The 22407-nt window shown below is 41.9% G+C and carries 18 protein-coding genes; 12 read left to right on the forward strand and 6 right to left on the reverse strand.

All coding sequences use genetic code 11. The features are described 5' to 3' along the window. Positions 1-38: 38 nt before the first annotated feature. Positions 39-488 carry a hypothetical protein gene (locus tag AB6E78_RS03810; RefSeq protein WP_372128879.1) on the reverse strand — a complete coding sequence of 150 codons (450 nt, stop codon included), beginning with the start codon at positions 486-488 and terminating at the stop codon, positions 39-41. A 253-nt stretch (positions 489-741) separates the two neighbouring features. Here AB6E78_RS03810 and AB6E78_RS03815 point away from each other — a divergent pair, with 253 nt between their 5' ends. From AB6E78_RS03815 to AB6E78_RS03870, 12 genes are all read left to right on the forward strand, one after another. Next, entirely contained in the window at positions 742-900 is a 159-nt protein-coding gene (locus tag AB6E78_RS03815) for a hypothetical protein (protein ID WP_372133825.1), read from the forward strand. Positions 901-936: 36 nt separating this feature from the next. After that, the gene (locus AB6E78_RS03820; protein WP_372128880.1) at positions 937-1203 is read left to right on the forward strand and encodes a hypothetical protein; all 267 of its coding nucleotides are present in this window, start codon (positions 937-939) and stop codon (positions 1201-1203) included. A 205-nt stretch (positions 1204-1408) separates the two neighbouring features. Next, entirely contained in the window at positions 1409-1888 is a 480-nt protein-coding gene (locus AB6E78_RS03825) for a lytic transglycosylase domain-containing protein (protein WP_146493234.1), read from the forward strand. Positions 1889-2001: 113 nt separating this feature from the next. Continuing rightward, entirely contained in the window at positions 2002-2361 is a 360-nt protein-coding gene (locus tag AB6E78_RS03830) for a hypothetical protein (protein WP_102305739.1), read from the forward strand. Positions 2362-2475: 114 nt separating this feature from the next. Further along, positions 2476-4428, forward strand: coding sequence for a helicase-related protein (locus tag AB6E78_RS03835; protein ID WP_372133826.1), 1953 nt, complete (start codon positions 2476-2478; stop codon positions 4426-4428). A 76-nt stretch (positions 4429-4504) separates the two neighbouring features. Then, positions 4505-5206, forward strand: coding sequence for a hypothetical protein (locus AB6E78_RS03840; RefSeq protein ID WP_102305741.1), 702 nt, complete (start codon positions 4505-4507; stop codon positions 5204-5206). A gap of 243 nt (positions 5207-5449) precedes the next feature. After that, positions 5450-6217 carry a hypothetical protein gene (locus tag AB6E78_RS03845; protein ID WP_081230270.1) on the forward strand — a complete coding sequence of 256 codons (768 nt, stop codon included), beginning with the start codon at positions 5450-5452 and terminating at the stop codon, positions 6215-6217. After that, a complete protein-coding gene (locus AB6E78_RS03850; RefSeq protein ID WP_086714968.1) occupies positions 6214-6915 on the forward strand; it encodes a TraV family lipoprotein in 702 nt (233 codons plus the stop codon). Before AB6E78_RS03845 ends, AB6E78_RS03850 begins: the two co-directional genes overlap by 4 nt. A gap of 13 nt (positions 6916-6928) precedes the next feature. Next, positions 6929-9586: a TraC family protein gene (locus AB6E78_RS03855; RefSeq protein ID WP_372129061.1), complete on the forward strand. Its 2658-nt coding sequence runs from the start codon at positions 6929-6931 to the stop codon at positions 9584-9586. A 575-nt stretch (positions 9587-10161) separates the two neighbouring features. Beyond that, positions 10162-10656 carry a hypothetical protein gene (locus tag AB6E78_RS03860; RefSeq protein ID WP_081230274.1) on the forward strand — a complete coding sequence of 165 codons (495 nt, stop codon included), beginning with the start codon at positions 10162-10164 and terminating at the stop codon, positions 10654-10656. A 572-nt stretch (positions 10657-11228) separates the two neighbouring features. After that, entirely contained in the window at positions 11229-15422 is a 4194-nt protein-coding gene (locus AB6E78_RS03865; RefSeq protein ID WP_269999708.1) for a hypothetical protein, read from the forward strand. A 312-nt stretch (positions 15423-15734) separates the two neighbouring features. Beyond that, positions 15735-15869: a hypothetical protein gene (locus tag AB6E78_RS03870; RefSeq protein ID WP_372129062.1), complete on the forward strand. Its 135-nt coding sequence runs from the start codon at positions 15735-15737 to the stop codon at positions 15867-15869. Between the two features lie 383 nt (positions 15870-16252). Here AB6E78_RS03870 and AB6E78_RS03875 read toward each other — a convergent pair whose 3' ends face one another. From AB6E78_RS03875 to AB6E78_RS03895, 5 genes are all read right to left on the reverse strand, one after another. Continuing rightward, the gene (locus AB6E78_RS03875) at positions 16253-16813 is read right to left on the reverse strand and encodes a hypothetical protein (RefSeq protein WP_372129063.1); all 561 of its coding nucleotides are present in this window, start codon (positions 16811-16813) and stop codon (positions 16253-16255) included. Between the two features lie 310 nt (positions 16814-17123). After that, positions 17124-17489 carry a hypothetical protein gene (locus tag AB6E78_RS03880; RefSeq protein ID WP_372129065.1) on the reverse strand — a complete coding sequence of 122 codons (366 nt, stop codon included), beginning with the start codon at positions 17487-17489 and terminating at the stop codon, positions 17124-17126. Positions 17490-18150: 661 nt separating this feature from the next. After that, positions 18151-20313, reverse strand: coding sequence for a hypothetical protein (locus AB6E78_RS03885; RefSeq protein ID WP_050612790.1), 2163 nt, complete (start codon positions 20311-20313; stop codon positions 18151-18153). A 450-nt stretch (positions 20314-20763) separates the two neighbouring features. Further along, positions 20764-21063 carry a hypothetical protein gene (locus AB6E78_RS03890; RefSeq protein ID WP_102558269.1) on the reverse strand — a complete coding sequence of 100 codons (300 nt, stop codon included), beginning with the start codon at positions 21061-21063 and terminating at the stop codon, positions 20764-20766. A gap of 30 nt (positions 21064-21093) precedes the next feature. After that, positions 21094-22263, reverse strand: a complete 1170-nt coding sequence (locus AB6E78_RS03895) for a DGQHR domain-containing protein (RefSeq protein WP_102558270.1) — start codon at positions 22261-22263, stop codon at positions 21094-21096. Positions 22264-22407: the final 144 nt, after the last annotated feature.

The following is a 22407-nucleotide window of genomic DNA, read 5'->3' on the forward strand; positions in this document are numbered from 1 at the left end:
AACAATCAAACGATTGGATTTTTGGGTTTCCCAAATTACTAAAGCGAGGCGTCGATGCCTCCCTCATAATCAAAATCGACGGACTCTGTTGGAGAGCTAATCAATGCGTCGATGATGTTATTGCGTCGTGTCGTGTGGTATTTGCCTGACGGAAGTTTTTGCATAAATCCATCGGTGACCTGGTTGATGTCCAACGAGTAGCCCAGCTTCGAAATCTCGCCATGAAGTTTAAACATCACGTTATCCGATATGTAGTGATAAGCGGTACTGCGCGAGATGTTGGCGTAGGTTCGATAGAGCTCTTCACATGGTTCCATTTTGAACTCATCTTCCAAAAGACTTGAGCTGCATTGAGAAAATAACAAGTTTACTCGTGCATCTAAGTAATCGGTGCGGCTGGGTGTGAGCATATACACGGCCAAACACGCGAAGGCGACAATTAAGCACGCAGTGGTTCTGACAGGGACACACTTTGTATTCATTTCCATAACGTTTCCAGTTCCATTCATCAAGACAACCAGTACGAGAAATATGGCATAGACACTGACGTAGAAATGTAATTAGTGGGACGATTTTATCTGTTTACCTCATTTGAAGACGATCCCTCATCATGTGATTGGGATCGAGTGCCATTGTCAAATAAGAAGCTTAAATGGCTTCGCTAATTCGTAAACCCAAGTGATTAGACGTGTATAACTGACAGTCAGAGTCTAAATCCTCTTAGAGTTGCCGGGGTAGTTAATGAAAAAGATGGTTGTATTGTTGAGTTTGATGACGGTCGCTTCGGTTGCACTCGCTGATAATTCAAACAGTGAAACGACGCTAAAGCTCCCTGCGAATTCAGTCGCTTGCTATGAAACAGTTGCAGGAAGGTGTGATTTCCTGACTACGAAATCGTAGAACTTAAACCAGTAGCAGCGTAACAAGGAGATAATAATGACAAACCTTCTTTTAATCATTTCAGTTGTGATAGCGACATTGGTACTCCAAAAGACGATTGCTTATTTGCGAAACGCTAAGGAAAAAAGTAATAAGGAAAAAGCATTAAAGCTATTGAAAGCCAACGGTTACGAGCCTGAATTGTACCTCGCGACTATCGGAACGGACGATCCTCAACTGAGAGATGCTTTAGACCAGTTCGCATTCACTGGTCATGTAATCAAAAATCGTCACGGAGACATAATCGGGGGGGGTAGTTCCTAAAGCAAAACCTGGTTTAACTAAGCCTAGCTTGAAGCTAGTTGTTTCAAATGACTAGTGAGGGACAGAACGTTGTCGGGTACTTCCCTCATCAAAAACTTCCGCTCAACGAATGAAGATTAAAGATGAAGAGAAAAGGTGTATCACCACAGGAACATACTTAGTCAATACTGACTTTCAATCATTGGCCACGAAAAGGAGAATCACCGTGTTTTTCTTGCCAGATATCCATGACACAAAATTAGATACTGTTGCTTTATCAAACGCGAGTAGATGCAGCATTGTTGCTGAAGTCGCAGGAGAGAAGTATGTCCCGAGAGACTTTCTTAACTTACTTGTGGTTGGCGAGGGGGGCAAAATCGGCAGTAAAGTAAAAAATACTAACGATTCCTATGACTTGGGTCCCGCTCAGGTGAATACAATCCATTCCAAATACATCTTACGAAACTACCCTAATAAGTCTTGGGTAGATGTTGCCACTGACCCTGTTCTCAATATCCGTATCAGTGCAGATATATTCAAAGGATGCCTTACCTACGCTAAGGGTCATGTTTGGGAAGCCGTCGGTTGCTATAACTCAAAGACAGTCAACATCAAGACCAATTATCTAATCAGAACAATGAAAACTTGGGATTACATTCTGAAACGACCATCATTGAACTGCTCGGAGTATTGGTATCAGGATTAGAGCTAACTTCGACTCCCCAAATATCAAATAGCAGCTCAAATTCCCCTCGCTATTTAGCAAAATCGACTTCTACCACAAGTAATATGGGGTTCTCATGTTTATAGGAATTCATTATGTCGATACGTATAAATCGAAAGACACTGACCCTATGTGGCGTACTCGTACTGTCTGGTGTTCTGGTTCTAAAGTTCTCTTCTGTTTTCTTCGATGATTCTCATGCCTATGTTGGCCAGTGGAGCTCTGTATCGTCAGACGGCGCTGCAGAATTCAACGTCGGAGCTGACTACATTGAGGCGTTTGGGAAACGATTACCCGTTGACGTGATTGTTAATGATGACGGCTCTGTTTTGGCTCAGTCTCCAAACCAAAACTTTAGAATAACCAAAACCACCAGCGGTGTTGAGTTAACTGTTACACGTAGGTACATCGAAGAACCGGTCGAGAAGGTTTATGAGCTGACTCTAAAGCAGTAAGCGTTCGTAAAGACGTTCTAAATCAACTTCATATTACTGAGAGCCATCGTAACTAAATGATAGTGCTCAGACGTGTATAACTACTGCATTATTGAATCAGAATGAAACGCGAGAATGCTGGATATAAAGTACATCAAAGACACATTTAAAGTTCCTGTTTGGCAAGTGTTGTTGCGGTTACCTGAATCGTTTGTGGACACGAGACAAGTGGTGTCTGACTTTTCCTATCTTACGGACAGTGACTGTATGGTTATTCAAGGGACAGTGACTTCTATTTCTGAATCATACAATCGAACGACTGTCATTAATGGCAGCATTGTTGACTCCCGAAACGTCGCTCAACGTTTTTCTCATTTTGCCAAATTAGACAGTGAATACGGCCAACAATTGGCAAGTCGACTTAATGATCGAGGTTATTACTTGTGCAAAGTGAAACAAGTCGGAACCGCGCTGTTTATCAACCACCCGCAGCCATTGAATGAAAAATTCATTGGTAAAATCACTCCGGTCTATAAAGTCAAAAGTAAGCAACTCAAAGGGTTGAAGTATGCTGAGTTTTTGGAGCAGCATATTGATGAACTGATCCCATTGACGGCAAGAAAGATACGAGAAGAATTAGCGAAATTAAATCTAAGCAACGGGAAAATTAGACGGTTGTTAGAAGCGCACTCGCTGTGTTTAGAAGAGGTTTTGAGATTTGTGCATTTCCCAAATTCATTGGAAGAAAGTGAACAATGCAACGCTATACTACAAAGAATAGCAGCTACTTTGTTGTTCTCAGAAGTGGAAGGCGAACCAAATTTAACTCACCCATTTCAGCTCGACAAAGACGATACCTATTTCAATGATGTCGTCCCGTTTCAACTGACGGATGAACAATTGGATGCCGTGAGCGGTATCAAAGCCGCGATTAACAACAGAGCCCCACGAAGTGTCTTATTCGGGGATGTGGGGACGGGGAAAACCGTCATTGGCGCGATACTGACACGTCATGTTGTTGATGCTGGTGGTTGTGTCGTCATTATGGTTCCCAACCTAATATTAGGAGCCCAAATCTATAAAGAGATCGACAACTGCTGGCCAGATATTGGCATCGAGTTTTTATTGTCTGAGAGTGAGCATGACAACTTCGTAGGTAAAGGCTATCGATGCATCAACGAGATGACAGAAGACACCCGTGTCGTGATTGGTACGACGGCTTTGCTCCATCATCACAACAATATGCCTATCGACCTACTGTGGATCGACGAAGAGCAAAAAATGGGGCTTGAACAAAAAGAATCCACATTAATAACTCATGGCCGGACACATCTGTTGTTGTCGAGTGCGACGTGCATTCCTAGAACGCAAGCGATGATGAGTTTTGGCATGCTGCCGTACTTCAAATTAACCAAGTACCACACACCTAGAGAAGTGATCACTACCCGTTACGAGCATACCCAAATCGATGAGGTTATCTGTCGAGTTGAAGAACGCATCAATCGTGGTGACAAGGTGTTAATCATTAGCACCATGAAAGGTGAATCCAAAGCTCAAGCTGTTTCACACAGAGCCAGTGCTGAACAACTCTTTGATGACTGGAAAGCGATGTATGGTGACATCGTTAAATTGTCCCATGGTGGGTTGTCTAAACAAGACAATGAGACTGCCATAAATGCAATGAAGTCGGGTGAGGGGAAAATATTGATTGCGACCACATTGATTGAGGTTGGGATCACAATACCAAAACTGAACTATGTCGTTGTGCTGAACCCTGAAAATCTTGGTGTGGTTACGCTGCACCAGATCCGAGGTCGCGTAGCGCGGGAAGGAGGTATCGGGCATTGTGACCTACTGCCTACTACCCAACTCAAAACGCCATCCATAGACCGACTGGATTTGTTGGTCAATCACTCTGATGGGTTCAGTTTGGCAGAGGCTGACTTGCAATTACGGGGTATGGGGGACTTAAAGAATGGCAACAATCAGTCAGGAACGTCGAAATGCATTTTGGTCGACCAACAATTATCGCTTGGTCTGCTAACCGATACCTTAGAAAGACTGACAGGAAAGGGATCAGAAACCTAAACGAATTAATTTCTGAAACTGACATCACGCTCAATAAATGACAGTCAGGCATGAGCAATTTACGGAGAGCACCATTATGCTAATTAAATACAAAAATTATTCTGATCTGGATGATTCTACTTTAGAGCATATGGATAAATTGAAGTACTCTGATTTATTCCATCAATTGAAAATTCAATTTGAAACAATGTGCGGATCTACTTACAGTTTCGGGGATATTTTCAATACACAAATTAATCAAACTGAGATTGTAGAACATAACTGGATGGTTTCAATACCAATTCAAAACCAACTATTCACTCTTGATAGTGTAAGAGAGTCGATACCGGAAAGCGAGAAAGGGATTAATGTACGTTGTTTTCTTGACCCGAATCTCTATGAGCTCATTTTCTTTGTCGACCCTAGAAACCCAAAAGAATTGATCGGGTTTTGCAGCTTAAGTAAGTTTGAACATAACGATGATGGGTACTATTCGATTAGAGTCGTTTTGGAAATGGTCTACGTTAAGCCCAAGTATAGAAATGGCATTCGAGGTCAGATAATGGCCTATGAAACGGGTCGCTTGATATCTAGGCAAAAAGTGTTTGATGAATTTAACAACGAATATCGATATGTGGACGTCGAAGTTGCTGGTCAAGGAACTAACGCAGGAGGTCGAGCATGTTTAGAGCGGTTTTACCTCGGAATCAATTTCCACCTCGGCGGCATAAGTATTGAAGATAAAGATGGTTGTGACATTGAAATACCATCTAACGTTATTTTGTGCGATGAATATTAGCGATTTGTTCTTGCTTTAATACAAGCTCTAAAGGCGGAGTTAAACAACACTATACCTTGCGATAGTTAGTTGTGGGAAAGTGAACCTCATCCCCTGATTATCGTTAATTTAAATACCTTTTCTGATGTAACACTTCACCTCTGTCACCAATAAAATTCAATTAAGCCGTGAAATAAGGCTCACTAATTTAAATTATGCAGATCTAAGTTTGGCAAACTCTTGGTACTAACTAGGAGTGTTGCTATGAAATGGTCAAACAAAATTCAAGGTATGTTGGGCTTAGGGTTGCTTGCCAGCCTTCAAGTCGCAGCTGAACCCCCAACGCAAGATTTCCTCAATGCCGACATCAATGTGGTTTCAAGTTATGAAATTGAAACCGACAAGCTAATTATGATGGAGCTGGATACCGGTGAAATGTTACTGGCCACCGGTGATGGAAAATTTCTTATCAAGGGCGGTTCATTATTCTCAACCGTTCACACCAAATTCGTAAACTCCCCACAAGAGCTTTACGCGGCATCCCATGTCGACTTGAAGAAAATGAAAATCAACCCAGAAGAAGATTTTGCGGGGTTTAACTTAAACCCATTAGCCAAAGTTTTTGGTGGGACCCTCTTTATTGCACCAACGGGTTGTAAGCATTGCGGTGACTTCGTAGAGATCCTTGAGAAGCAGCACCCTGATAAAAGATTCCGCATAGCAATCGTGCCTGTCTTCGATGATAAGGAGTATGAAAATACGTTGTTAGCCCAATGTTCCGATGATCCGGACAAAGCGCTGCACGCCTTATATGAAGGCACTTGGTCTGAAGCTAAATACCCCCGCCCACCAAATAGCCAGTGTAAAGAAGCCATTACCAAAGTGAATTCAACTTACGCGTCTCTACAGATAATGAGTCCGGGCCGTGTTGGGCTTCCTGCATTTTTCAACAACAAAACATCTTCCATTATCGGGCTGCCAACGAGTAAGGCTCAACTCACGTCCATTATCGTAGAAGGAATCGACCTATGATTAAACAATCCATATTTATCTCATTTGCGCTGCTTACTTTAGCCGGTTGTTCTGTCGTAGGCGAAGAAGAGGGCGTGTGTCCAGGCGCGAAAAGTGGTGTAGCGTGTGCGTCCGTCCGAGAAGTTTATGAGCTAACCAATGTCTATAACAATGCTGAAGACTATGCGAAGGCGACAGGTGACGAACGTGTCATGGTCACAGACGAAGATGGCGAAACCATCACAGGGAAAGAATACAAAGAAAAATACGGAACGGACATTGAGGCTGACTCAGCATCAGTGAATGAAACCCAACAACACGCAAACTTTTCTCAAGCTCCAGCGTTAGCTTCACCCGAAGCGGCATATCAGCATTTACTTCTTCCGGCTCCAGAACCCCTAGCCATGCGAAAGCCTGCCGATATTGTTCGTACATTGGTGCGTCCATATACAGACAAAGAAACCTTACAGATCCCTGGTTATGGATTCATCGAAGCAACACAGCGAACTTGGGTCGTCGATAGAAGCGCTAAGACCAATGATTCTCAATACGTCAACTTCCATGTCAGAAAGGAAAGCCAAGAGCAAAACTACGATGTGAATGATGATGGTCAGATTGGCGTCGAGTCACGCAATGCAAGACCGGCTATCAGCGACTCTGAGTTAAGAGAGAATGCGAGAAGTAATGCGAACTCGCTAATCGATCAACTGCGTCAATAAGGGGGCATATATCATGGGTGCGATTTCACGATTTTTTAAGCAATTCGAAAATTCCAAATTTGGCGATCTTCTCCCTGTCTTGGACTACAACCGAAAGCACAAATATTTCGAGCTCGAAGACAGTTACATTGGCTTAATGTACAAGATTGAAACGGTGCCAGCCGTTAACGATGAGTTACAGGAGCTATTAGAACAAATCTATAAGGCCGATTGGCCGGAAGACACGTTTATTCAGGTCTTGTTTTGGGCGAATGATAATTTAAGCCCTTTCACCAATAGCTTTTCTATGTACCACGGAGGTCGACAAACAGGTGAGGCAAACGACAGACTGAATTCGATTTCAAAGGGGCTGATTAACCACTTCCAGCAATCATCACAATCAGGGTTTGGTGATAGCGACTGTCGAGCTCGCATGTTTGATTGTTACTTCGTAGTGAAGGTTCCAATCAAAGGCAACTTTGGCGTGCCTACCAAAAAGGAACTTAAACACTTCAATAATCTACGTACTGATACAGAAGAGTCATTGAACAAGGTCGGCTTGTTCTGTACCCCGATGGATCAGTGGGGCTGGCTACACTTCATGCAAAGGCTCATGAACAGAAAGGACTCGTCAACTTGGCGCAAAGGAGACGTTAATAAAAACGAAGCCTACATGCCCCGAGATCAAGTTCAGGAGCAGGGCGGTAAAATCGAGTTTACCGATTCGAAGGTCATCATTGATGAGCGGCCTATATCGATGCTTACTCCCAAAGAATACCCAAAAACACTGGGCTTTGGTGACATGCTGAATGTCTTTAGTGATTGGCGATATGGGCATTCTACAGCATGGTCGAACTTCGTGATTGTATTGAATGTCCATTACCCTAACTCTAAAAAAGAAGAGGGTAAGATTAAGCGTCGCCGTAAATACATGACAATGCAGGCAAACAACAAATTAGTAAATTGGAATGATACTGTTCGTTGGCAGCGAGCTGACTTTGATGAAGCTTTTACCAAAATTGAGCAAAAGAAGTCGAAGATGGTGAATGCGTATCTTCAGTTTATGATTTTTGGTGATGATGAGGAGCATTTAGAGACGGAGATTGCACGCTTCAAGAAAGTAGCTTCAACCCCTGCAGGATTCGAATTGGAAGAAGACAAGTACATGACTCCACCTATGTTCCTGCATTCATTACCTTTCGCACCAGACCCTGTGACTCGCAAAAGATTAGACCGCTATAACTTAGTACCGTCTGATGTCTGCGCGTTCATGAGCCCGATAATTTCCAGTTCATCTGGCAACTCACCAAGTAAACCTGTGATCCCCTTTGTAACCAGAGACATGTCGATGTTTGGGTTCAATCCTTTTGAAACCGATGGCTCAATGAACGGTATCGTTGTCGCGGAGTCGGGCTCGGGCAAGTCGGTTCTCGTCCAATACATTGTGACGTGCATATTGGGGTCAGGCAAGATGCCAAGCCAGCATCTATGGAACATGATGAATTTACCCAAGTCAGAAATCGATAAGCTGATGAAGACCGCTCAACATATTGCTGAAGCCAAGCGCGATGGTGGTATGGCAATGATTATCGATGTGGGTCGAAGCTACTACCGTTTGTGTGAAGCGTTGAATGGTCAATTTATCAGTTTCGGTCAAGATATGAAGTTCTCACTCAACCCTTTCCCGTCCATTGTTGAGTTCAGTGGTAAGGAAGGGCAGGCTGGTATGATTTTGGAAATGCTGTCGGTGATGGCAGAGCCCAATGGTACGCTCACGACGTTGCAGAAGCGTGGTATGACGACCATTTTGAAATTGATGTGGGATAAGCATGGTCGCGACTCAAGTGTCACGATCTTCGCTGATATGTGTTCTGCGAGCTCTCGTAAAGAGCTGAAAGACATTGGTGAACAGTTAAAACCATTCCGTGAAGGCGAAATGTTTGGCGATATGTTTACGGTCAATAAGCCGCCCCCAACGCTGGACAACCCATTCATTGTCTGTGAATTAGAAGAGCTGAAGTCGCAACCGGAATTGCAGGTAATTGCCTTAATGCAGATCATCAACCTGTGTTACCAACATTTCTTCTTGGGTGATGCTCAAGCCGGTTCTCAGCGTCGTTCGAAAGCCTTCATTGTGGATGAGTGTTGGGAGTTCCTTCAAGAAAAGCAAGGGTCCACAGGTGCTAACCCAGTATCATCGTTCCTTGAGAGTGCCTTTAGGCGTTTTAGGAAGGTGGATGCTAGTGCTTGGATTATCACCCAATTGTTGAGTGACTTGTATGGTTCATCTGTAGGTAAAGCCATAGCCGCCAACTGTGTATATCGTTGCTTCCTGTATCAGAAATCAGACACGATTAATCAAGTTAAAAATGACAAGCTGGTGGCATTGTCAGACCAAGAATTCGAAATTCTCAAATCGATTAGGACCCGTAAAAATAGGTACTCAGAAATCTTCTTCCAAATTGGTGATGACATCAAAGAGGTTGTGCGTTTTTACGCGCCTCCTGCAATGCTGCTGATGTACTCCACGGACCCGAAAGACAAAATGGAATTAGCGGCTCTGATGGAGCGGGGGTACACCCAAGACCAAGCCATCGATAAAATTTTAGAGACGCGTCGGGTCGAGTCATTTGCGACTGACATGGATGACTTGGAAAATGAAGACGAAGAACAAGTCGAAAACGCCGCATAACAATGTCCTTTCTTTGAAAGAAAATAAGTTATGCAAATGATCTCCCAAATAGGCAAGCAGGCTCCAAAACCTGCTTGTCAATTTAAAGTCCAAATTACCTTCCTTGTTTGAAAAACTTATTTCTACCGCTCCTTACAATGAAAATCACACCCCAACAATGGTCACTATGCAATGAAAATTCTAACTATGGTTTTAAGCACTTTGGTCTTCATGAGTTCAGCTATGGCTAACACCAGTGACGACATAATCAGTCGTTACAAAGAAGCGTGTGGAACGGAGTGTGGGGACACCATCGCCTATTTGTCACGCTATGCTTCCGCCCAATGTAACATTCCTTATGATTCAGTCGTAGAAACGTCTGTGGAGCTTACTGGGCTTCAATTTGTGGCGATCTCCATTGCAGTCCAACACCCACTTGCTCACTCATTGCAAAATTATGCTTTGAAGAGTCTTGATTGTTCGGACTTACATAAGTGGTCTAAGTCCATCGAAGACTACTCGTTCGTGCTAGAGGCAAACAACGGACTCCAAGGCTCCAATGTCTCAAGCAGCAATTAGAATGAGTGAGGTTATGGATGTTGAGTACTAACCAATGTAATGAAAAATCAGGCAACAACGTGAAGGTGACATGGCTTCTGGTGTGTGGACTTGTGGCCTTAATCACTATTGTTACCGTGATGATGTGGACAACGAGAGCGAATCGATTCAGTGATTACACGATGATGGAAAAATCATCACGCGAGTATATTTTAAACCTGTATGCAATGGACAACTCAACACTAGATTCAAAGGCGATTCAGTGGCCTGATTTTGCTGTCGCTCATGGTGGGGTGCAGTCAGTGAATTTGGTAACAAAAGTTTGTAAGTCTGAGGCGTCAAATGCCACCTGCTTTTTTGCGTATCAAACTTCCTTTAAAGACCAAAGCCATACCATGACATATGGAGTTAGGGCGACAAATGATGAAAGTGAACCGCTGAATATTGAATTGCTCAATGCAACTGGGGGGCGGTTGTTGCTTTCCATGCCAGATCCCTTTGTGAATAGTCCTGTGGTGGAGGTATTGGAATGAAGACGCTAAATTTTCTTGTTGGATACATCTCTCTTCAATTGGGGATAATTGTCTTTTTGACAAACCCATTGAATAGCATGTCACTCACAATAATTTGCTTTTTACTGGTGGCGGTATGCTACTGTCTTGTCTCCCCGTTTATCAAATGTCGTCTACAAGAACTCAAGCATTTTGATAAATTTGTCTTTGAGATTTATCAGTCAAATCGACGTCATCCATTGTCTGAAAAGTTTGGAACGGAAATATCTAAACACCTGTCTAAAAATGCACAATCTTCTTCTGATAAAAAGAAAGACATCGGCGCATATGTAGCCACGGACTTATACTTGTCCTTATTCACGTTCGGTATCGCGGTCGCGCCAGGTTTATTAATCCATATATTTTTACCATAAGTCTTCATTCTCATTCAGCCCCTTCATAGTCGTGAAGGGGTAATAATCCAAATCCCTCCTTTACAATGAATGCCGCGAGAAAAACTTTAATCTTCAAAAATAGGCTTGTTAATTTCAAAAATTGCTCTCGACCTTATTTAACCTATCCCAATGAAATTGCGTTTGGAGTTGAAGAGCACTATGAACAAGTTAATCAAAATTCTTATTAGTTGTTCACTAACAGTTATAGGGACTGCTGCTGTTGCGAAATCAGTGTACATCATCGGTTCCATAACGAGTGTGCCGCCAAAAGTAGAGTTTACTTACCCTGATGAAATCTATCGTGGCGTGAAAGAGTATTCAGCCTTAGCTAAAGAAGCCGCAGCATCTGGTTGTAGATTAGAAACAGTGCGAGAAGAAGCGTATACGTCTGACAGTAGCAATCTAAAGTGTTTCTTCGAATGGACAGGTGATACCGACCCGAGCTGGAATGCGAATGGATTAGCGCTCGATGGTCGACCTACCGCAGCTGCAGGAGAGCATTACCGTTCATATCGCATTTCTTACTTCAATGGTATTGAGAAAGAACGCATCACATTGATTGAAGACAGCGTGGCCTACACTATCCTTGAACCCGTTCCGCCTGTGATTGTAAATGTCACCACGGACACTACTTCAGCTCAATATCAAGGCTTGAGCTTCATTACGCACGATAAGAATGAAAAACTTCGCAAAATTACTGTTGAGGTCGAGCCTCGTCCATTTGATCAGGTGGTGGCCTTAACTCAGTTTGGTGAATCGTGTGAGGTGCCTGAAGGCCAAGATTCATGCGTGGTCGCCATTTCTGCCTTTCATCTATCTGGTGACGATTCACTGACAGGGCAACTTACCACAGCATTAAAAGTCTCGGATAAATACGATGTCGTATCAGCCCCGAACAGTCAGATCCAATACGCGTGGGATTACAGACCGCCCGTTATTGAGCAGTATGCTGTCAAAGCTGTCGGAGATACCACTAGCAATGATATTTCGATTGATGTTGGTGGAGAAACGGTGGTTGTCCAAAACAATGAAGCTGTAGTCGTTCTCAGTTCGCCGCACAGTACCGATACAGCAAATAAGTGGTGGTTACCATCCAAGGTTAGTTTGAGCTTTGAAGAGCATACAGATCATGTCGGTGTATCCGATTTTGTTACGCTAGAGGGTAGGGATATAGGCGATTTATTCAGAAATGAACACGTTACCTATACCGAGAAGACAGTAGACAGCTTTGGTATCCCTCAACAGATTGGCAACAAGTTTGTCTATCGAATTCCGCTCAGTTCAGTGGTAGATGGATTTTATCAAGGCAACATAAAAGCCTTAGATAGATTTGCAAACAGAGGTGACAAGGAAGTGACTGCAATGCAGTTAGACCGTTTACCTCCTGAGATTCGTCTGTACAACAATGACACGCTGTTTAGTACTGGTGATGAAATCAACTTCATGGAGCATATGATTTTCACCGTGCAAGATGAAACCAGTATTGAGAATGAAATCACTGATATTTTGCTTGATGGCGTACCCGTTGAGCATATTGGTGAATTCAAGATGGCTCGTGCGATCAAAATGGAAACCCCATGGGAGTCTAATACAGTTCATAAAGTCATTGTGCGTGGTAAGGACGGGAACAACAACGTAGTTCAAAGAGAGTATTCCATTTCATTCTTACCTTTAGACTTCGAATACGACAACATCAGTGACCGCAAAGTGGCACTTGTGCAGAACCAAGACATCACATTCGCACAAACGAAAGGTCGAGCTTGTAGAATGTTCAAGTCAGAGCATGAGGCGGTACAAGGGATCAAAAACCCGACTCAAATGACTTGTTCCGTGAACTGGACAGTCATCCCTCAAGGTTTGGAAGAAGCATGGGATACTGCGAGCCCTGAGCTGATTGGTGTATTTGAAAATACGGGTCCTGCGACAGTGGAAGCTGAGATTTATATCCATGACTCTGAAGGCCGAAAAAACTTAATCAAAGTCGACGATACAAGCCTAATCGTTCATACCCCAGATACTCCAGAGATCATCTTCGACGACGACGGTATGTTTGAAGATGGCATATATGCGGTTGAGATGGGGCAATCTAGAATCGGGAGATATCGAGTTAAATCAGCGGCGTCGCCTATTTACATTACGCTCCTTAAAAATGGTGAAACCTTAGAAAGCCAATACATCAAACAGTCCAACCGATACACCGAGCACACTATCACGAAGGTAATCACAGACAGAAACAGTGCAAACCACCGAGATTTGTGGCAGATGGATGATTATGCCGTTCAAGTTCATTACGCCCGTTTACCAGAACAAGTAGTTGAGAGTGCGGTGAAGACTTATGCGGTTCCTTCTACACGAGCAAGGCTCAAGGTTGAGCAAACTTCTCGTGAAACGTCCACCGTTGACACATTCAAGGTTAAATCGAAATTTGGGCTGTATAGTAGTTTTTACCGAGATGTCGTATACAAATCTGAAGAGCTTGGTGATTGGTCTGTTCGAATTGCTGTCATGGACAAAGAGAAGAACCTACATGGCCTGACGGATTGGCAAGATATGAACGAATCAGGTGTGAATGACTTTGATGTAAACTTCTCATCAGATGACATCGGTGACCTTCGATTCTATGCACAAGCGAAACTAAAATCGCCAAATGAAAATTATGTTTCAATGGTTCGCTCTCAACGCGGGACCTTGAAAATCATGAAAGGAACGGCAATCGAAGGTGAACTGCGTACACTGCGTATAACGGGTTCTGTACCGATGAATGCCGCTATTCAATATCAACATCTTACCCGTGATGACAAAGACGCCTCTGGTGAAGTGTCATGGTACATATCGGAAGACAATGGCAGTACGTGGAATCTATATGGAGAACCTGGTAAGCGCTTTTCTTTCAGTACCTCAGTAGAAGGTATTTGGTTGGTGAAAGGTCATGTTCCAAATCGCTTCACAGGGGAGATAGCAGAAACCGACGTCGTACAAATCATGGCGTACCGAGTGCCACAAACTGAACTAGTTGGGGCAGCAAACCTGATCACCGGTATGACAAGAACGTACACGCTTCTTGATCAAGGTGAAGAGGCGGATGCCGGTAATATGCTTATTAAATGGTCTATTGATGGTGGAGTCACGTTCACTGAAGGCGGTAGTACACTCGAATACACTGCAACAGGTGAAGGCAGCAACAAGATTATCGCAAAAGCGGCGTATCTTGGTTATGAAACCGATGAACACAGCTGGGCAACAGAATACCGCTCAGTACGTTCTCAGCGAGCGAAACCTGTTCGAGTAAGAGTGAAAGGGGATACTGATGTTGAAACCACCGATACGTTAACTTTGGTTGGAGATGTCGATACACCGTATTCCAATATGGACTCCGAACTTGAAATTGAATGGGTAAGACCAGACGGAACCATTGTTGATTCGAATGTTGTGGACTTTACTCCAACGAATGATGATTTGGACCGAGCTGACTTTCATACATTCACACTGCGTGCGTGGGTTAAAGATGCCAAGGCGTTAACGTATGCGGAATTCGATCATAAGGTTCGTGTATGGGAGTATCAGTTCCCACAATTCGACGTGGCGTATAAACAGCGTGTGCTCGTTGCACCTTCAGTGATTGAGATCTGGTTACGACGTCCAATTGGTGCGAATTTACGCGAGTACTATTTGTATGAGTGGAACGGACAAGGCCGACTGGAGTTGACGAAAGATTATGGACATCGAGCACGATTTACCGCAAAACAACCGGGTATATACCCAATTTCGGTTACGGTAGAAGATGATCGCGGTAACTACGACACCTTTACTGAATATGTGGAGGTATTGGAACCTGAGCCGATCACTGTGGATTTAACTGCACGGTATAGTAACAGTTATCAACGTTCGCCACTTGATGTTAATGTCCGTCCGACAATTCGAGGTGGTCACCCATCAGACCGAGTGGCAGACTATCAATGGTATGTCGATGGTGAGTTACAACCTGAGTTAGAGAAGTCATCAGCAAATATTGAGAACCTATTAACGGGTGACCATGAATTGAAATTGAAAATTCTCACTAACTACGGTCAAGAAGCGGAAGCGATCATTCCAATTGAAGTGGTGCCAAACCAACCACCGACGTGCTCTATCGATTACCGTATGTACTCGAAGACCGCCCGTATCGAAGCAAAATGTAAAGACTTAGATGGTAAAATGGTCAAATACGATTGGACAGTTGGTGATAACGAGCGTCGCAATATCGGTAAACGGATTTCAGAGTTAAGACAACCGGGCGAATCAGAGTTAGTGACGGTTGTTGGTTATGATGATTCTGGGGATACCGCCACAGCGCAAATGGTCGTGCGTTGGTAAGACTATGACCTCGATATAAGAACGTCCTTGTGTCGTTATTGGTGCATTTAGACTCTTCCGTTTAAATGCACCTTTTTTATTGGATGGGTGTAGCTAGGTTGTCCACGTTTTCATTGAATGAAATGTCGGTGGACAACTAAGATCGAAACTCAGACAATAAAGTTCGCAACTTTAACATTAAAGATTGAAACTTTTAGGGGTAAGCACTACTCCTGCTGAAACAGATTTTTGGACAAAAGTTTCTTAGAGTTAGCATTTCAATTGTAAAATTACGGATTACTTTTAGTATGGTAACGTCACTTTTGGGAGCGTTTGGATTTACTGGTACAGACTATTTCTTACCTTATCGCAGAGTCTGCGGTGATAGGAAATGAACAAGCTTCCGCCATCGTCTTCTCTGCCAATAACTGTATTCAATTAACTCAGCATCAAAAACTGCTGATGTAGTTCAAGTCCTTATCAAGAGTCCAGTAAGATCTCTAATTTAAGTTCTCCAATGATAACAATAATGTCCTCCTGACTAGCACGTACGGATAATGCACTTATAAGGCTATTCATTGTATCGTGACAATTACACTCTTGAGCGAGTTGGATCATTAAGTCCTTTGTATATCCGTGCATATGCGTATAGTTTGGTTTCGGATTCTTAAAGCTTCGCCGCAGCTCCTTTTCCAAAGTTTTGATTAAGTTATTCAAATGTTACTAATCTTTTATCGTTGAAAGGACTTGGATTGCTTCATTTTCAATGCCTATACTACTACTTAGTAACATGAACTTTGATAAAGTAGTTTTTCTACTATAGCCTTATAAATTTAAATCTCTATAAATCGTCAGAGTGCATCGCTTTCGTTTTTATAATCATTTTGTATTTGGACATAATTCTTTGCTTTATGCACTGCATTAGAATGATAATTCGTTGAAAAACTGACCTTGCGAGAGTTTGATAACTCGATGGAAATGGCTTTAGTTTTTTGTATTTGCTCTAAAACAAAAGCAGTGCCCTTCAGGGTTTTAACATCAATGTAGCATTTGTCGTTATACTTTGTTGCATATACTGATACTTTAACCCCATTGACACGAATTGTGTTATCCATACAAAAATGCGTTGTCAAAACGAAGAAAAAAATTGCATTATTTTTGTATAGATTAGATGTATGCTCTGTCTTTAGGTAATAGTCTTCCGACATGAGGTTTCGATACATTGTATGGGAGGAATTTGTCAATCGTTCTGGAAAATTTGCTGCTTGATAACCAACATAAACGGTCCCTTGTTCATTATGTTCCCACCTAGAAGGACTACCTGCACCGTAGCTTGCTGATGACATTAAACTAATGATTAAAAGAAAAATATAGTTTTTAGCTCGCACGACATACTCTCCAATTGATGTCATTAAAATTACTGTAGCAATATTATATGGGTACACGTAGTAGTATCTAATAAAAGCTAAAGTGTGTGGCTAATATCACAGAATGCGGACGAAGATAGAATGACACTGCTCTTCTTTTGGAGCACTTAAAGTTTGGTTGAAAGCAATGGATTGTTTTTTGTGGTCTGACTTTATCATTGGTCAAAAAGCAGGTGTCAGCGTTGGGGGTCAGTATCTTGAGAAAGATGTATGGAAGTTGAAGAGGAGGAAGGGTAAAGCTGAAGCCACAGACCTACTCCCATTCAATCCAAGACAATGGCGAATCTCGCAGTTGTCAATTGCTGTTAACAATTCGGGCCAAAGGTAACAGATCCGATTCACATTTTGCTTCTAGAGCCCACTTTTCAGCTTTCAATTCGGAGGGTAGTTTCTGCTCCATACTATGAAATACTTGAAGGGCAACTTTCTCTGGGTCTAACTCTGAGCCGAGATCAGGCCAGTAGTACAGGATGGATTGAAACGAACTTTTAGATGCTTTTAAAAGTGTAAGTGAGTCATTCTTCCAATTAGTTTTTCCTGAAATAGCTAAGGCACCAGAGCACATTGCATAGCCTATTGCGGCTTCAAACATTTTCTGTTTTGAAGGTTTAGAGTATACATTTGTACTAAAAATTGCGCTGGTGATGATAAAGATAGTCATTTTTATTTTCAATTTCTTACCTGCCAATTCATCGTTTATTGTAGTCAGTATAATTGTGCATCTATCGTTTATATTTAGCCTTAGGTTATACCCAATTTCGAGGTTGTAGGCTTCGTATTAGCTAATAAATTAAGCTTTCTTATTGTTGAACCTATTCAACAGTACAGTCAAAAAAGAAGATGATTGCGCGGTCAATCTCCATATTGATACTTACTTAAAAGTTGAAATTGCCTACGATATGGTAAGCACCCAACTCACCAGACATTACACAGATAAGAAAAGGTAAGCCAAACCACCTCAATGTGATTCATGAATCTGAGCGGCGCTGGCACGGAATGGGGCACTTCCGAGTTACGAAGTGCCATCTGTGAAGGTTCTGGACATAACTGAGCTATAGATTTCGCTAAATTAGCAGTTAACGGATTAGCCGAGGTATTACAAACCTCTAATGTAGTGGCCAAATTCATTCAGCCATTACACTCCGTAATCGTGCAAAGTCGTCTCCCTGAATAGCTAAAAAATAATAATATATTAGTCACTTACCAAGTTACCACCTAAAGCACTTTGCTCTTTAATCCTGAAGATGAGTTCGCCTCTATGTAACGCTACTGCATCATTCCCAACCATTTGCTTTGCAGTGGTAAACCATAGTCCTCTTAAATTATGAAAGACCACTTATCTCATTGTATAAGTCAATCAAGTGAGTAATCGATAAATCTAAAATTGGCTCATACATAAATGAGTTTAAGTGAATGTTTGAACACACGGTGACACTAACTTTCTTAAGTGTAGGTAAATGGTGTGAATCTGGAAATTGAGTTTCGAATTCTTTACCTAAGAGCCTGCCATAGGAAAACTGAGTACTCCAATAATCGTCTCCTTTAACTTTTCTCAATTCCTCAGTAATAAACTTCTCTGCTTTTACTCGAATTGCTATGGATAAGAGTACTTTATCTTGTAAGTTAATACCTTCATGATCAGCTTGGCTGACGATAGAGTCTGCGGTGTCAAAAAGTAAATCAATCATACAGGAATCCTGATTCTCAGGATTATGTTCAGTAGAAAAGAGCTGATTATATACCTCGAAATATTGACCAACGGTTATGTCACTAGAACCTTGCTTCCAATGCAGTAACTTTGTCAGAAGTCGATAGCCGTCATCGTCCGTACCAGTAGTAAACTCAATTAGGTTTCTAGTGAATGGCACGCATGAATATAGAATTGAGTTAGACGTTGTTACGTGTTTCTTCCACAGCCCAACAAAGATGTTTCGTACACCCTCTGATTGAACAAGTTGCAACTCTGTCTCTGATTTATTAACCATTAGACATCTTTTATCAGGGATAAATGACAGCAATAGAGAACGGTAGAAGTCGAAGTTATGGGTTAGGATTACTTGATAAAAAAACGCTGTTTTATTCAAGTCATCTAGATACTGTAAAATTGCATGCTTGTTTTTATAGTCGAAAGAATCAGCTACGTCGTCAATTATGAAGATTGTTTCTAAAGACTCCCTTTTTCTATACTCAACGTCAAAAATAAAGCTAAGTAAGTACAATGCACGGCGTTCTCCTTGGCTGAGGGAGGATATTTCATGGCGTTGGCATTCTAGAGTGTCTTCTTTGTCTGTAAATATAAACTTCAATACAGCTTTTGACTTTCCTAGAATTGCGTCAGATTGATTAAATAAACCTAACTTAAATGGCATGTCGACAAAACGAGAGTTAAAAAGTTCTATTGCATCCAGCCATTGAGGGGCTTCTTGAGCAGCTTGCTCCTCAAGTTTTTGGATCTGTTCTTTATTCGATTCCCATGCTGACAAAAAAAGATTTACTTCAGGACATTTCTCAATATACATTCGCCATAATTCTTGTTTGAACCAGTCACGTTTACCAGGATTCAAATTAACAATTAAGGTTTCAGCTTCAGTTGGACTGCTTAACTCTAAGAGAGTTTGGATTGCCTTAGATTGAGCATTTTTTGCCAATTTAGTTTTGAGAGCTTTGAGCTTTGTGTCCGTGTCTATCTCTTTGTTTACTTCTTTAATTTTTTCTTTAAATTCTTCTAGCCCAATGTCTCCGGCATCACCTTGTATTTTTATGGTATGCCCAGCGTCGAAAAAAGCGTTTTTTTCTAGAGCATCACGACTGGCGTCAGCTTGATTAGGATTAAAAACTCCTTTTAAATATAGGCCTCCACTTGATTTGAAAACATCGTCATAGCGTTCAAGAAACTCTCGTGCTTTCAATACAAACTCAGGACTGTCTAGTACTTCTATTGCGTTTTGATGAAAAACATCGGCATAAAAAACTTTATCTGATGAGAAGGTAGGTGAAATAGTTTTTGCGTTTTGCAGAGATTCGATAAGTGACTGTGCAGGGAAATCTTTACGAATCGTTTCTTCTACGTCAGCTTTTTTAAGCTTTGAAAGTTTTTGAAGTTTCGAAAGCATTTTAGTTTTAGCACTTTCAATATCTTTAACTAATGAGTCATATTTCTCTTTACTTTCCCTGTTGATCAAAAGGTTAGTGACGGATTCGTCATCAGAGGTAAGATCTATGTTTGAATTGAGGACGTAGATGGAATTCGGGTCTATCTGAGCCCCATTGAAATTAACATTTGCAGTGGAAGGGCGCTGAAACCTCTCTTCCTTAGGTTGCTTCTCTTGCCGTAAAGCATCAAATGTTCTTGTAAACGAGGTTTTCATTAATCCATTTGGAGCGTAGATGGCAAAAGCTCGATTTCCACGACCAGAAAAGTCGAAGTCATACTTTAATTCTGGAATTCCGTAACAGTTCTTCAATTGCACATTTAATATAGTCATTCATCCCCCCCTTTTTTGGTAATAAAAGTATCAATAGTTCTATAAATCAATAAATTAGAAGCAATGATATGTCATTCCATAAGTAAAGTGAAAGCTGACTTCATGATTTTGACAAGTAGACCTAATATTACGGTGGAATTTCCCCCCGTAATACAACACGGGGATTCACGGCGACCTGCATTAGAAGAATGGAGAACTTCTAGTAGGGCAAAAACCCCATGAACAGGATATGAATGAGTAAAAGGTCTAGCTTACAATGGGGCAAAAGTTTGCTACAACAAAAGACAGACTACGACAAAAAGCATCTAAAAGTTTCTAACTTTATTGTTACTTCTTGCTTTAAGTTGGCCTATTGAGTGAAATTGAGTTTTGATCTTTATTGTCAAATCTTTGCTATAGCGTCACGTAGCAATCAGCTCTGCGTAACAGAAAAGTTTCAATCTTTGTTGTTCACCGACATGAAATGCAATACAAGCACTGAACTGTTGCCCCATCCAAGTCATCTTCATCAAACAAACTGTCATCAGACAACCATTCGTCTTGCATCGCCTCTGTTATCTCTTTGGCCATAAACACAGCAAGAGTGGCGTTAGGGTATTCCGAAGCAAGGTAAGCCTTAATATGATGCTCTAGCATCGGTTCAATGGAGTGAAGCCATAGGGATTCATTGCTTGAATGAGCCATAGTTATAGCAAGTCGAGCTTGAGTCATTGCAGACGGGCAGCGATAGGCTTGTAAATTCAGTTCCATAATCTCTCTCCTTAGCGTTTATTCCAAAGGCTAAATTTCATCACACGGGTAGATACCACAGACTTTGCACAAACGTCGGCCCATCAGTTTCTCTGAACCTTTTTGCATCATATATTTCGGCTCTTTTGCATTATCTAACTGGAGCTTTTGAACAACGCCTGCTTTAGTCCACCAGCTGTCTTTCATGTTGAGTAACGGAAGTGCTTTTAAGCGCTCTAGAGCACTCCAGTCTGGTGCCGTACCATTAGACATACCTTCTTCGATGATGGAGCGACAAACCCACGCGCATCCGTAGAAATAAATGGCTTTGCTATACATAGGGTCATTCTCAGTATCTTTTTCACCTATTGGCATAGCACTGAGTACGCCCGTAAGCGCAGGCTTGAGCATGTTGAACAACTGATCTGTCATTTCAGGGTTCTTGGTGAGTAATGCATTTGTTTTCGCGGCTGTGGAAGCGCTGGCAATGCTCAAGAAATCTTGAAGCTGTTTTAAGATGAAAAGATGCCCATTGGTGAGCTTTCCACTTACCGAGATCAGATCCCATAGGGACAATTGGTTCACTTCTAAATCCAGAAATCGACGTAATAACCGGCTGTAAGGTTTGCTGCTGTCGAAGTACAGGTTCAGACTCGTCGTTGGTTTTCTCTGATTGAAGTGAAAATCACTGAATAGTTGTTTTATTTGCTCAGTCACAGGCTCTAGCGTGTCGGTATCAGAGACAAGGAATTTCACGCTCAGGGTTTGCGTCGCAAGCTCAGGCATTTCAGTTAATAAAGATTGAAATAGCTCATTACGGTTTTGACCATCGGCAATATGACGGTCACAGTCGGCAGGGATCACGGCTTTAAGCATCCTACGGTTACCTATAATGATCTCTTCTTCATCCTTTAGATGGCTTAAACAAATCGCCAGTCCGGGCAATATGGTATTTTTGCGGGTTCGAAAGTAATCTTTGAGCGGTTCGCTGCGTGATTTTTCAAGATCACGTTGACGTTTTAAGTGAGAAGGTATCTTGTCTGAACTTTCTTCATTTTTGAAATGCTCGGCTAACTCCTTGGTCAACAGAATGCCTTCGAGGGTACGAAAGCCGTACTTGTTGATTCCTTCTTCCCCGATAAAGAACACCACCTCTAGGTCTTTGCCATTAAGAGCATGATTGGGTGTGTATGGTACTGTCAAATCTGTCTTCGCGTTCATATTTTTGTCCTCACTGGATTTATCTTCAGTCTATGTAGAACAACTAACCCTGTCTATAAAATGAAAGAAAAATCTCCCATAAAACGGGGGGATAAACTTTCATTATTCTCTATGCACGTTATAGTTAAGGTATTCAAGATGACT

Origin of the sequence: Vibrio sp. 10N.247.310.98 (assembly GCF_041467395.1) — a bacterium.
In the GTDB taxonomy this organism is placed as follows: domain Bacteria; phylum Pseudomonadota; class Gammaproteobacteria; order Enterobacterales; family Vibrionaceae; genus Vibrio; species Vibrio crassostreae_C.

Excerpts from the sequence above, each read along its gene's own strand:
- AB6E78_RS03885 (WP_050612790.1), bottom strand. The coding sequence starts at position 20,313 with ATGACTATATTAAATGTGCAATTGAAGAACTGTTACGGAATTCCAGAA.
- AB6E78_RS03880 (WP_372129065.1), bottom strand. The coding sequence starts at position 17,489 with ATGACTATCTTTATCATCACCAGCGCAATTTTTAGTACAAATGTATAC.
- AB6E78_RS03830 (WP_102305739.1), top strand. The coding sequence starts at position 2,002 with ATGTCGATACGTATAAATCGAAAGACACTGACCCTATGTGGCGTACTC.
- AB6E78_RS03865 (WP_269999708.1), top strand. The coding sequence starts at position 11,229 with ATGAACAAGTTAATCAAAATTCTTATTAGTTGTTCACTAACAGTTATA.
- AB6E78_RS03860 (WP_081230274.1), top strand. The coding sequence starts at position 10,162 with ATGTTGAGTACTAACCAATGTAATGAAAAATCAGGCAACAACGTGAAG.
- AB6E78_RS03855 (WP_372129061.1), top strand. The coding sequence starts at position 6,929 with ATGGGTGCGATTTCACGATTTTTTAAGCAATTCGAAAATTCCAAATTT.
- AB6E78_RS03815 (WP_372133825.1), top strand. The coding sequence starts at position 742 with ATGAAAAAGATGGTTGTATTGTTGAGTTTGATGACGGTCGCTTCGGTT.
- AB6E78_RS03845 (WP_081230270.1), top strand. The coding sequence starts at position 5,450 with ATGAAATGGTCAAACAAAATTCAAGGTATGTTGGGCTTAGGGTTGCTT.
- AB6E78_RS03840 (WP_102305741.1), top strand. The coding sequence starts at position 4,505 with ATGCTAATTAAATACAAAAATTATTCTGATCTGGATGATTCTACTTTA.
- AB6E78_RS03835 (WP_372133826.1), top strand. The coding sequence starts at position 2,476 with ATGCTGGATATAAAGTACATCAAAGACACATTTAAAGTTCCTGTTTGG.
- AB6E78_RS03890 (WP_102558269.1), bottom strand. The coding sequence starts at position 21,063 with ATGGAACTGAATTTACAAGCCTATCGCTGCCCGTCTGCAATGACTCAA.
- AB6E78_RS03810 (WP_372128879.1), bottom strand. The coding sequence starts at position 488 with ATGGAAATGAATACAAAGTGTGTCCCTGTCAGAACCACTGCGTGCTTA.
- AB6E78_RS03875 (WP_372129063.1), bottom strand. The coding sequence starts at position 16,813 with ATGACATCAATTGGAGAGTATGTCGTGCGAGCTAAAAACTATATTTTT.
- AB6E78_RS03820 (WP_372128880.1), top strand. The coding sequence starts at position 937 with ATGACAAACCTTCTTTTAATCATTTCAGTTGTGATAGCGACATTGGTA.
- AB6E78_RS03895 (WP_102558270.1), bottom strand. The coding sequence starts at position 22,263 with ATGAACGCGAAGACAGATTTGACAGTACCATACACACCCAATCATGCT.
- AB6E78_RS03850 (WP_086714968.1), top strand. The coding sequence starts at position 6,214 with ATGATTAAACAATCCATATTTATCTCATTTGCGCTGCTTACTTTAGCC.